At 40.7% G+C, this 12,229-nt stretch carries 12 protein-coding genes; 3 read left to right on the forward strand and 9 right to left on the reverse strand.

Features of this window, described 5'->3' with window-relative positions:
• Window positions 1-62: 62 nt before the first annotated feature.
• Complete coding sequence (locus PY479_RS16855; protein ID WP_275484473.1) at window positions 63-611, forward strand: helicase-related protein; 549 nt, start codon at window positions 63-65, stop codon at window positions 609-611.
• Between the two features lie 252 nt (window positions 612-863).
• Here PY479_RS16855 and PY479_RS16860 read toward each other — a convergent pair whose 3' ends face one another.
• The 7 genes from PY479_RS16860 to PY479_RS16890 form a co-directional block, all read right to left on the reverse strand.
• A complete protein-coding gene (locus tag PY479_RS16860; RefSeq protein ID WP_275484474.1) occupies window positions 864-1,721 on the reverse strand; it encodes an SAM-dependent methyltransferase in 858 nt (285 codons plus the stop codon).
• 153 nt (window positions 1,722-1,874) lie between these two features.
• Window positions 1,875-2,189: a hypothetical protein gene (locus PY479_RS16865; protein ID WP_275484475.1), complete on the reverse strand. Its 315-nt coding sequence runs from the start codon at window positions 2,187-2,189 to the stop codon at window positions 1,875-1,877.
• Window positions 2,190-2,285: 96 nt separating this feature from the next.
• Window positions 2,286-2,864, reverse strand: a complete 579-nt coding sequence (locus PY479_RS16870) for a hypothetical protein (protein ID WP_275484476.1) — start codon at window positions 2,862-2,864, stop codon at window positions 2,286-2,288.
• 86 nt (window positions 2,865-2,950) lie between these two features.
• A complete protein-coding gene (locus PY479_RS16875; RefSeq protein ID WP_275484477.1) occupies window positions 2,951-3,535 on the reverse strand; it encodes a hypothetical protein in 585 nt (194 codons plus the stop codon).
• 3 nt (window positions 3,536-3,538) lie between these two features.
• The gene (locus PY479_RS16880; RefSeq protein WP_275484478.1) at window positions 3,539-4,126 is read right to left on the reverse strand and encodes a hypothetical protein; all 588 of its coding nucleotides are present in this window, start codon (window positions 4,124-4,126) and stop codon (window positions 3,539-3,541) included.
• Between the two features lie 468 nt (window positions 4,127-4,594).
• Window positions 4,595-5,392 carry a hypothetical protein gene (locus PY479_RS16885; RefSeq protein ID WP_275484479.1) on the reverse strand — a complete coding sequence of 266 codons (798 nt, stop codon included), beginning with the start codon at window positions 5,390-5,392 and terminating at the stop codon, window positions 4,595-4,597.
• Between the two features lie 443 nt (window positions 5,393-5,835).
• The gene (locus PY479_RS16890; RefSeq protein WP_275484480.1) at window positions 5,836-6,417 is read right to left on the reverse strand and encodes an HD domain-containing protein; all 582 of its coding nucleotides are present in this window, start codon (window positions 6,415-6,417) and stop codon (window positions 5,836-5,838) included.
• A gap of 745 nt (window positions 6,418-7,162) precedes the next feature.
• Between PY479_RS16890 and gloA the strand changes: the two genes are divergently transcribed.
• Window positions 7,163-7,573, forward strand: a complete 411-nt coding sequence (gloA, locus tag PY479_RS16895; RefSeq protein ID WP_212593568.1) for a lactoylglutathione lyase — start codon at window positions 7,163-7,165, stop codon at window positions 7,571-7,573.
• A 101-nt stretch (window positions 7,574-7,674) separates the two neighbouring features.
• Here gloA and PY479_RS16900 read toward each other — a convergent pair whose 3' ends face one another.
• Both PY479_RS16900 and PY479_RS16905 read right to left on the reverse strand, forming a co-directional pair.
• The gene (locus PY479_RS16900; protein ID WP_275484481.1) at window positions 7,675-10,278 is read right to left on the reverse strand and encodes a TonB-dependent receptor; all 2,604 of its coding nucleotides are present in this window, start codon (window positions 10,276-10,278) and stop codon (window positions 7,675-7,677) included.
• A 680-nt stretch (window positions 10,279-10,958) separates the two neighbouring features.
• Complete coding sequence (locus PY479_RS16905; RefSeq protein ID WP_212593570.1) at window positions 10,959-11,294, reverse strand: Grx4 family monothiol glutaredoxin; 336 nt, start codon at window positions 11,292-11,294, stop codon at window positions 10,959-10,961.
• A gap of 224 nt (window positions 11,295-11,518) precedes the next feature.
• Between PY479_RS16905 and sodB the strand changes: the two genes are divergently transcribed.
• Entirely contained in the window at window positions 11,519-12,100 is a 582-nt protein-coding gene (gene sodB / locus PY479_RS16910; protein WP_212593571.1) for a superoxide dismutase [Fe], read from the forward strand.
• Window positions 12,101-12,229 lie beyond the last annotated feature (129 nt).

Here is a 12,229-nt window from a genome sequence, read left to right on the forward strand (position 1 = left end):
CCATAGACACTCCTTAAAGATAGGTCTAAGCCTATCGCTTAACTAATGAGTGTCCGTTTTAATTGGGGGCTATTACAAAAGAACAACAACCGTCATTAAAAATCGATGAATTCAGGAACGGCACAACAAACTGGATTGTTAGTGTTGGGATGATTAGTGAGGGGACTGACATCCCACGTCTCCAAGTATGTTGTCACCTAAGCAGAGTCAAAACTGAACTCTATTTTAGGCAAGTTCTAGGTAGAGTATTACGTAAAAATAAAAGCAAAAACCAAGAAGCCTGGCTATACACCTTCGCTGCACCAAAACTTATTGAATTCGCAAACCGCATAGCTGAAGAGATACCCGACATTCCAGTAGTATTCCGGGAAGCACTAGAACCTGAAGTCTCACAGGGTCGAGTCAATACCCTTCCTTTGCTATCCAAAACTCTTCCCCCAACGTCCATTGGCGCACTCAAATTTGGACAAGCCTACCTTGATGAACATACGCCATCGCATTTGGCAGAGTTGATGTCACTAGAACCATCAGCCCCTGCGGCATCACTGTCATTTGAGCTTCTCGGTGGTTTCAGAGAAAAGGTAGTTTCAACCTTTAGCTCTCCGTTTTAAACCCTCACAATAAAGTATGGTGACACCACTTTTTCAACGATACAAAGCTAAAAGCTCATTCACAAACAGAGTTTTGTAATTCTGTAGGGCATTAATGGACAATTCCGAGTTAGATCTTTAACTCTAACTCGTCAGTTTCGGATAAAAATTTCTATGGATTAACGCTGCCAACACGGGCCGAGCGAAGCGAGGTCCGAGCCCTGTACCGCAGGGCTAAAGTGCTTGGCCTCGTTATGCGCAATGAAATAATACTTATTCTTTAACCCACAAAACGAAACCCAACATTTTCTCTATTTTTTCCACCTCTTTTTTTGGAAGGAATGTATATACCACCTTCGCCCATAAAGGAGCGGGAAAGGGGCGATACAAAGTTTTACCTTTTTCATATAAATAGTTATTTTCTTTAAGAGCCCAACCACTTTCGTTAAAAACTTTAAACCAACTATCTGGAAAAAACTGAAAAGGAGAACCGCCCATTTCATTGTTTTTTCGTTTACTCCTTTGATGTTTGTACATATCCTTGGAATGATATTCTGTTATCCAGTACAAAAAATTTGAATTTTTATGAAGATCAGATGCAAGCATACCAACTTGATCTTCAGTTAAATATGGGATGACACCTTCCGTGAGAACAAGTGCTTTTCTATTATATGAATTTAGCTGCTGAAAAAGACTACACCTAGCGTTTATATCTGATAAATCCAACCCTATTCGCTTCAATTGACACTTAGGAATTTCTACTTTTAACTTTTCATTTTTGAAGTTAACCAAATCTGGATAATCAACTTCTACCCACTGTATGGATTTAGGTAATTCCATTCGATATGGACGAGTGCACAACCCTGCACCCAAGTTTACGACCATCTCAATATCATTTTGACGAATGAGTGTATCTATCATTTCGTCGATAACACATGTCCGGATAACGACCGTCCAGGATGAATATCTGGAATCAGACATCTTGCGAGCAATATCTTGCCCCTTATCACCAGCCAACATTTCGGCCAGAGGATCGCTAAACAGTGAATCATGGCGTTTTGATTCTTCAGCTCTGTACGCGCATATCCAGAAAGCAGTATCAGAAATATCATTAATAGCCATAGTTTTCATAAAGTGTCCCACTTTTGTGCTTATAGATAAGAAGTCATATAACGAAACAATTGTCTTGAAAGAATTTCAATAGCATAACACCCAAAGCAGCGGACCAAAGCCAGAGCGAAGCGGCAGTTTTGAGGTCCGATGCCTTTGCTTGTTAACTGCTGCCTAGCCAAATTGTTTGTCATAGGCTTCTAGATGGTGATGGAAGTACTTTTCATATTCTTCCGCCGACTTGACTAAAACTGTTACCTCTATACATTGCTCACCTAACTCTTCCGAAAGATCTTCGATAGTGATGGACTCACTAGCTATCTCCTCGTTGGTTTCACCGACGTATATTCTATAGCCAGCCTGCCCTATACCCGACACATAAAAGTCAGTTGGATCGACCACACCAAAAACGAAGCCCATAGGAGGGTCGCCACCCTCCAGCTCAGTTATACCGATGACCTTATCTTCTCTTCGAATCTCGTACTTCACTCGGTTTCTCTTGGGCAGTTAACGCCTCAATAACCGGCGTAGCTTTGCTGCGTCCGGCGCCGTAGGCGCGAAGTTAATTGACTTGTTAAGTGTTTTCTATTTGTCAGACTTCTGTTGTTCATGATATTGGGGAATTTGAGGGAACTTTTTGGAAATGTAGTCCTTGGCCCTGGATATTCTTAGATACAAATCATCGCCAAATTCTTTTACTTGATTCTCAACCCTTTCTTGCATTCCATTTTTATTTCCCGTGAGAATTACAGTGCCAAAATCATACGTTATGGGTGCGAGCGTATTACTTCCTGTAGGCACTGTCTGAGAAAAAGGAACTACGACGTTAGCCCAGAACTCCAATTCCGCCTGTAGTGAAATTACGCATGACGATGCGTTTGTCGAAAAACCCATAGCCGTTACTTTAATTTTATTAGCAAGAATAGATTCCGTTGAAATGGAAAAGCCATTTTGTCTAATAGCTAACTCCATTTTGTCCTTCATTCTTGATGGTTGCGGAAGACAGCCATCAGAAACTTGATCTGAGTATTCAATAGTGAAACTATCCCTAAAAGCAATTAGGCTCGCTAGGCCACCTTCCATTAGTAAAGATGGCTCGTCTTCCGCCATTGATAAGTTCGGTACGAAGAATAGCATGGCTGAAATCCATAATGTTTTTCTCATTCTTACTCCTATCTCTTTACTCATAACGCCCGCATTTGCGACTGGTTTGGAGCGCAGCGGAAAACCCGTCCGACAACATGCGCTTGTTATGCGTTCCTTCTAGCCTTTCTTGCTTCAAGTCGCTCAAACCATTCAATGCCTTTAGTCCCAGTTCTTTCTTTGATACTTATTTTTAGCGTATGAGTTTTACTATTTAGTTCTTTAACTCTTGCTTGAAATTCATCTCGTTGATTTTTAATCTCGTCCTTATCGTCAAAGAGCGTAGTCCTAAGCTGTTGAATACTGTTTATTTCGTCTTGGATTCCTTCCTTTTCAGATAAATCTTTTGTTTCTTTTTTTCTTTGAAATAGAATTTCCCTTTGTTCTTTAGTTTTTACAATGGCTTCGCCGATTTTGTCCAATGATGTTCTAGCGTCTTTCAATAACAAGTATGCCTGATCAGCTACTTTCACGCAGGAATAGTGCATATCAACAAGAACCGTAAAGTCGTACGACTGTCGGGCTTCATCAAGATGTTTCTCAATCTGCTCCTTATGCCATTCAATGCTTCTTTCGACCTCTGCGCGTTTTGATCTCCATCTTTGCCTTTCGGCACCAGACTGCTCTTGGAGCTCGTTGTAAATCCATATACCTGCACCAATTAGTGCCACTCCTGCTATTACTGGTAACACGTATTAATCCTCACTAAATGTAAGTATACGATCGCTATTTGGCATAGCTTCTAGTGCCTTTTGAGTATTTTTAGCAATCAAATCTAGCTTTACTGTACTTTGCTCGCCAAGCGTCTTTAAAAGCCCTGTAAGTTCTGGCAAAAGAATATTGGACATTTGTTTTTCTTCTATTGATAAATTCGGGTCAGATATGTTTTTTACCAAGTTACTTATACAGTCTAAGATATTCTGTTTTTCCAGATGTGTATTTTCTAGATCTTTAGCCACAACCTCTAAAGCCATTTCTAACGCCCGCCTCCTCTCTTCAAGTAACTGAAGGCCGGCCTTAAGGGCTGAGTCGATCTGTTTATGGCGAATTTTAGCCTCTTCATGAATTCGAAGCTGTTCCGTTTCAAGATGCTTTATTTGTATTTTGTAGTGTGTGATCTGAGCAATTGTTTCAGATGCAAACTGCAGGGGGTTTAAGCTTTTTAAAAAACCCATCATACCTACCTTGTCAAAATCTAGTGCTTTCCCTGGTTTTACATCTTGGATAAGCTTTCCCTTTCCTTTGGTTGTTGATGGATTTGGTGGAGGATTTACATCTTTCATAATTTTCCCTGTATTTTATGTGAAGACTGACATCGACATGCTGACGCATAACGATCATAACGCAACGGCGCGTTTTTCCGTGTCCGTTGCAGTGGCTTGTTTTGTGAGTGACAGATTACGTAGGAGGTGCGCATGATGATGGGCTATTTGACTTCCTTGTATCTGAACTCTCCGTATTCCGCCAACCTTGAGCATGTTTGTTCCTCACTTGAAGCCGGCTGGCGGTGGCTGCGTGCAAGCTCGCTTCACCTGCAACGCTAACGCTTCAAGCGTGCCTGAAAAAATCAAACTTCGCTAGACGGATTTGCGATATTAAAATAGACTGTAATAATATACAGTATTCTATCGCTAACCTATTGTAATGGCTGCACAAAACGCCTCAAACACCGGCTTGGTGAAGCTGGCGGCAATTTTGGAACAAAATTGATGACAGCTTTATCAAGTCCGCGTGCTTTGACTTGTTATACATCAGCTCATAATCTCATTTATTTTAAGGTGCTGGTTTACGAAAGTTAATATTTTGGCTGATGCTTCGTCTGTACTTTTTCTACTGCGGTTGTACTTATTCCATATCCAGTGCGGATTGAAATTTACAATTTCTCTCGGAGTCGGGAATTGCTCAGGCATAGATTTAGCTGCCAACTCTACTTCTTTGCCTACGGTTCCTAGGTTTTCATGAATGACACCCATAAACTCATAAATTAGATCGGTTAATTCTTTAGGAAGTAGAGGAGATGCTGCTAATTTAGTTAATTCTTCCATGCGCTCATGAAACTTTCGCGTGTATTCGGTTCCAGGAAGCATGAATTTATTCCACTTTGCAAGCGTAATAGCAGGGGTCAACTCTTCTTCCTCTACAGCTTTATTTGGAACTTTACTTGCCTCTGTTTCAGGAGTAACTACCTCAAAGAATTTTGATGCTTGTTCTTGGTTAATTATCATTCCGCAACCTGCAGTTTCAAGGAACTCTAGCATCTTCTCTGAAGGGGTTATTTTATCCTTGAAGAATAGTTTTACATATTCATTCTGCATTCTGAGTGCATTGAGTTCCATGATTTTGTGGAAATCAAAATCATTATCAAAGTCTGTTGAGTTCCTCTTGTTAAAAAAAGCCAATACCGATTTAAATTCTTCAATTTGAACCTTAAAGATTTCCGTTTTTATTGGTGAGAATAGCGTTTTTCTCGCCTGAATATAGGAGAGGATTGCTATTACACTCATTATTATAAAAAAGACTATATTGAAGAAATTTTTAGCATCTTCCATGGTTGGGTACTCTTTATGTATAACATTTTATTAGTGCGCATGCGCGTTTACCTCGTTAGACCAGTAAAAACGCGCATTGTTAACTAATTGTATTGCAAAGAAGTTATCACCTTTTCTGCAAATACACTATCCGGCAAAACGCGCATGCGCGTTTTCCAAACCTATTATCTAATCCATGAAGTTTATAGATGTATGATTTTAAGGATATTTATTTAGACTGAAATGTGAAAACGCGCACGAAGTTAGTACAAAATAGTCATGATTTGAATATGACTGTATGCCTGTCCAGCTTTTAGGAATTGCAACATTTGAGTTACATAGATGAAAATTTCTAGGCTAGAAAGTCTGCTTTTGATTGCTCCACAGACGACTTTTTAACTCACTTTGGGGCATCGCCAAGTTACGGGCCTAGTCTGGACAGACAAGAAACAACCAGTGAAAGATCATGCTTTAAGCCAACCTTGTTCAACGGCATATTCGAGCTGTTTAATAAACCATGAATAAATTTCAGGACTTTCCTTCTCGATAAATTGGTGCATATTCAACACTTGGGCTTTATGTATTCCATTATCCTTCCAAGCTTGGCCTTCGCTAGTCATGTTATGTAAGAATGGCAATAAGCGGTCAATTACCTTCAATAACTTTGCTTCTTTACTCACACCGATTTCCTGTTCTTCCCAGAGATCGACAATATTGCCAATCGGATTTCCAGGATGTGCAGCGATCCGCTCCACGCTCTCACGTTCTAATATATGAGCTGTATTTCTGTTGGGGCTGTAGAGAAAAGTATCTCCAGCATCGATCTCCCCAATATCATGGATAAGTGCTAGTTTGATTAAAGTAGGAACGTTATAGTCATCTTGCAGTAGCTCTGCGAAGGCCCAACATGTTATCGCTAAATGCCATGAGTGCTCAGCTGAGTTTTCGAGTCGTTCCCCACCATTAATGTAAGTTCGCCTCTCGACTGATTTCAAAGCGTCTAGTTGAAGAATGAAGTCTGATATAGCTGAAAGTCTATCGCTCAAGTAATGTCCCTGATAATGATTAATTACAGCTCCTTTTGTTACTGTGTCTCATTAAAAATTGTTAGTCAACTTAACAGTTCCAATTACCAAGGAGTTCAGTGGTCGTAACATGTTTCGGGGCATTTTCGTGTTGGATATGCGATTGCCCTGTCAACTTGCTAATCCATTGGAATAAAAAGTTAGATTGAGCATATTGGGTTCATTTGCTATTGTTTTTTGTAAAGGATATCAGGCGAGATTTCCGATTATTTGGTGTCAAAATTAGTTACCTATTAAAAAACTAAAATATTTGTAATGAATCATAAGCACCATAACTGCCGATAGAGCCTGCAACATAAAGAATTCCACTCACTCACTCACTGAGCGTAGATTATTTTTAGTGGATATAATACCAATACAAGGATAAGCTGTACCCTGAGTCATAAAAAAGCCGCCCGTAAGGCGGCTTTAGCTCATCGAATACGCTCAACAAAGGCACATCAGAAAATTTGAGCAATAAGTGCAGCAAATACCAGTGCGATGACGCATGTAGTCCCCAAAGCCATTTTTAATTCAGTCGTCATTGTTATCTCCATGAGTTAGCATCGACTTCATTATTAATTATGCAACAATAAATACAACAATACGTTACAGAATATGTGACCTATCAAACACCACAATCATAGTACAGTGCGTTGTCGCACATTTCCGAAAATTAGCCTTTTAGCTTAACGTGCCTAAAGGCAACATCAAGAAAGAGGTAAATATGTCTCAGGTTTTACACACAATGATCCGCGTGGGCAACCTTGAACGTAGTATTGAATTTTATACAAAAGTTATGGGTATGAAAGTACTACGGCAATCAGAAAACCCACAATATAAATATAGCCTCGCCTTTGTTGGCTATGAAGAAGAAAGCAAAGGTGCGGCAGTCATAGAATTGACCTATAACTGGGGGACTGATAAGTATGAAATGGGTAATGCCTTTGGACATATTGCGATTGGTGAAAAAGATATTTATAGCCGTTGTGAGGCGATTGCCGCGGCCGGAGGTAAAGTCACACGTGCTCCAGGTCCTGTTGCCGGAGGTACTACCGAAATTGCATTCGTAGAAGATCCTGATGGCTATAAAATTGAGCTGATCCAGATGAGTTCAGCTGAAAAAGGTCTGGGCTAATCCTGTCTAGCTAATAAAAATGTGCATCAAAAAGCCCTCATTATGAGGGCTTTTTAATTAGATAAAGTCTCCAAAATGCGGGAGACTTTGCTCTGAGACGATTAGAACTTGTAGCTTACGCTACCATAGATCTGACGGCCTACAACGTCATATACCTGTGGAGAGGTACCGCCGTCGCTACCATTGCGAACATATGAAGGATCTTCATCAGTGAAGTTCTTCACGCCAGCAGACAGACTCAGGTTATCAGAGAAATGATAAGTACCTACGATATTGTGATAAATCACACTCGCTACATGATCTGTTTGAGCGACGCCGTCATCATCGGTCCAGTCTAAATGCATGGCTTGTATATAACGGTTATAATACATGATGCTCCAGTCACCCTGAGAAGCAGTGATGCTGAAGTTGTTACGCCATTGAGCGTAACCACCCATGTTACCGTCTACAGTACCTTCATAATCGATACCATCTTGTCTGTAGTCGATCAGATAAGTGGCATCGTTATTGATGGCCCAATCCAGACCCAAGCCTTCAAACTTATAAGCAATGTTGATATCAACACCACTGGTTTTCACAGTACCAACGTTCGTCAGCGAAGATGTCAGATTGCTCAAATCACCATTGGCAGTTACATTGATTGCATCACAAGAAGACGAATCCCCAGCCTTACATGCATTCAAATATGACTGCACATCCAACCGGCTGATGGCATTAGTGATGTCAAATTTCCAGTAGTCGACAGTAGTCGAAAAGCCGTCTAGATAGCTAGGAGAGTAAACAATACCAGCAGTGTAAGATTCAGATTCTTCTGGTTTCAGATTTGCATCTGAGGTGTAGTTTACCAGCAGTTGAGAATCCTGAACGATGCCCCATGGGTCCTTCAAATAGTCATAAGAACCAGTGTCACCGCCAAACAGTTCGCTGATATTAGGTGCACGGAAACCGGTAGCCACTACACCACGCAGCATTACGTCATCAGTCGCGCGATAAGTCAGACCCACTTTCCAAGTAGAAGCCTTACCGAAGGTGTTGTACTCGTCATAACGCAGCGCAAAGTCACCAGTCAGCTTCTGAGTGAATGGCACACTAACTTCTTCGTATATAGAGATTACATTGTAACTACCGCTAGTAGGATACTGCTGCGCAGCTGTACTCTGTCCGGTAACAATCATTTCATCAGGAGTGTAATAACCTGATTCATAACGGTATTCAGCACCGATTGCAAAACTTACGGCACCGGCATCCAGTTGGAACAGGTCACCACTCAGGTTAGCCTGTACGTCATTCTGTTCGTTACCGCCTTTGTTAGATTCAAAGTAACTAATGTCATCTACATATTGAGATGGTACGGTGTCGCTGTAAAACCATGCATCTTGGTCTGCATAAATAGCACTTTCCATTGCAGCCGCACTGATAGAGTTTTCAGTACCAGTACTGGCTTTGTTCTTACCGTAGGTATAAGAAACATCCCAAGTCATGCCGTTAGCAACGTTCAAAGTACCTTGCAGATCCAATGATGCGCGATAAGTATCAGTGTCCTGAGTATAAATACGATCACCAATACTATTGGTGCGCTGGCGATACTCAATTTGACCATTATCATCAGCAACAATACCGGCAGCGGCCATAGCACTATCAATGTTAACACAGCTACCGGTTACTGACGGACAAACATTCAAATAGATATCTGCTGGCTGTGCAGCCATCTGTTGATGAGACTTACGTTTGGTGTATAACAGATCGCCAGATAACACTAGGTCATTACCCAATTCCTGAGTCATGTTGGCAAATACACTGTAACGTTTTGATGGTGTCTGATAGTAACTATCCTGAGTGTAATCGTAACCATCTTCCAATGGAACCCAGCTACCATCTTGCTGAACTTTTACTTCTTGTTTCGGGGTACCTTGATCATTGAGAACGTAATTGCCATTGGGATCAAGTTGATTACCAATGATACCGCCCTGAGGTACAAAAGAACTAGAACCAGCTTCAGTCCAATTACGATCAGCCTGAATCACACCGTTTCGTTTAGAAATAGCAGCACCAATAGTGTAGTTACCGCCATTATTGGTATTAAAACCATACAAACCGTTCAGTTCGTAGGTCTGGCCATCGCCTTTGTCAGTAGTTGATGACTTGACATCAAACTGACCACCTTCGTAGTCTTTCTTAGTGATGATGTTCACTACCCCGGCAATCGCATCTGAACCGTAAACGGCAGAAGCACCATCTTTCAGGATTTCTACACGTTGGATCATCGCAACAGGGATAGCGTTAAGGTCAACAGCACTATCTGCACCTGAACCTGAGTTCACCATACGGCGGCCATTTAGCAATACCAGAGTACGCTTAGCCCCCATACCGCGCAGATCTACCTGAGCAACACCGTCAGAACCGTTGTTGGTGGTTGAACCAATAGGAGCACCAGCCATTGAAGTCTGATCCTGCAGCAGTTGGTCAACAGAGGCATACCCCTGGGCAACAATAGTGTCTGCACTGATAGAAGTCACAGGAGACGCAGTCTCCATGTCTTGGCGTTTGATACGAGAACCGGTAACTTCAATGCGCTCTACATCGCTGTTAGTAGCGGTAGCTTGATCTGCTGCGGCAGCAGCATGTGCAAAGCCTACAGAACCTGCAGATACAGCAGCAATCAGAGACAATCTGACAGCTGAAGCAATCTTATTAGTTTTAAGCATTAAAAACTCCCTTACTTCCTGGTTTTGTTTTACAGCCGATTTTTTATATTTATTCACGCCTGAAAATCAGGCGAGTGAGAATACTGTCGCCAAGTAAACAAGGCGTCAATCCCGTATTTACAAACCCGAGTAACACAAAATGTTTATTAATTGTTTCATTTATGTTCCATTTTTATTTAAAACAACAATTGGATTAATAATTAGCAGTAAAATTAACCTGGAAATGCTTTTAAAATAGTCATATTTAATAATGTTACATGTAAATATTGTCTATTTTCATTAACAATGCCCTTAGACATTTTTGTGATTGATATCACATTTCAAAATGTGACAAGGAACTTATCAATAACCATGCAAAGCAAGACTACACAAGCATTTGCCCACACTTCAGCTTCGACAATGACAACATATTGTTATAATTGTTTATATTTTGTTTATATGAAAATTATTTGTTATTTTTATGATTGCGTTTGTTTATGTTTAAATACATAATCTGTGTTAACAAAAATAAATTAAATTTAATTTTAACAATTTATTTAAAAGGAAATGAGCAGCACAATAACAAGCAAAGATGAACTATCATAAAGGTGACAATTGGGGTAAATGTTAAATTTTATGCGGCTAGGAATGTGAATAAAAAAACCGCACTAGGCGGCTTTTTCTTGAGCATATGATTTAAGTTATTCTTCTTCTTTTCTATATTTATCAGCGGTTTCTTTAATAAGCGTCTGAAGTTCACCCTTCTGATACATTTCAGTCACAATATCACAACCACCAATCAGTTCCCCTTCAACCCAAAGTTGTGGGAAGGTCGGCCAATTTGCATATTTAGGCAATTCTGCACGGATATCTGGATGCTGCAGAATATCAACGAATGCGAACTGCTCGCCAATATTGATCATTATTTGAGCAACTTGGGAAGAGAAACCACAACTTGGCAGCTTAGGTGAACCTTTCATGTAGAGGATGATTGGATTTTCGCTAATCTGACGCTTAATTTTTTCAACAGTATCCATTTTGATTCCTGAGTATTAATGGAGTAGATATTGCTGACTATTGTACGCCACTCAGTAGGCTAACAAAAACACAGGAAAAGTATGGTTTTTTAAATGCATATATTCTAATGTAAAGCAACTACATTTTTAAGCAAAACGATGATGCACTTCACAAATTTTATCAGTACAATAGCATCCAGTGAGCATGTTCAAGAATGATAACCCAAGTCAATGGAGAGATAACAATGGCTTTCGAATTACCTGCATTACCATATGCAAAAGACGCATTGGAACCCCATATTTCCCAAGAAACACTCGAGTACCACTATGGCAAACACCACAACACTTATGTGGTCAACCTGAATAAACTGATCGCTGGTACCGAGAATGAAGCTAAGTCTCTGGAAGAGATCATCAAATCAGCTACCGGCGGAGTGTTTAACAACGCAGCCCAAGTTTGGAACCACACTTTCTACTGGAACTGTTTAGCGCCTAATGCTGGTGGTGTGGCGACTGGTCCTGTCGCAGATGCAATCGTTGCAGCTTTCGGCTCATTTGAAGCCTTTAAAGAAGAATTTACTAAAAGTGCCACTGGTAACTTTGGTTCAGGCTGGACCTGGCTAGTGAAAAAAGCTGACGGTTCTCTGGCAATCCAAAACACGTCCAACGCTGGTTGCCCATTAACCGATGGCGTAACTCCAGTGTTGACTGTAGATGTCTGGGAACACGCCTATTACATCGATTACCGTAATGCCCGCCCTAACTACCTGGCGCATTTCTGGGAATTGGTAAACTGGGATTTCGTGAACAAAAACTTTGCTGCTTAAGCAAAACGAATACGTCAAAAAGGAGCCTTAATGGCTCCTTTTTTCATTTAAAATGTCCCGTCCTGAAATACGTTGACATAAAGAGGACTTCTTTATGGCGACATCAACTAACTCAAGCCGTAAGCGCAC

Source organism: Shewanella sp. A32 (genome assembly GCF_029167175.1).
Taxonomy (GTDB): Bacteria; Pseudomonadota; Gammaproteobacteria; order Enterobacterales; family Shewanellaceae; genus Shewanella; species Shewanella yunxiaonensis.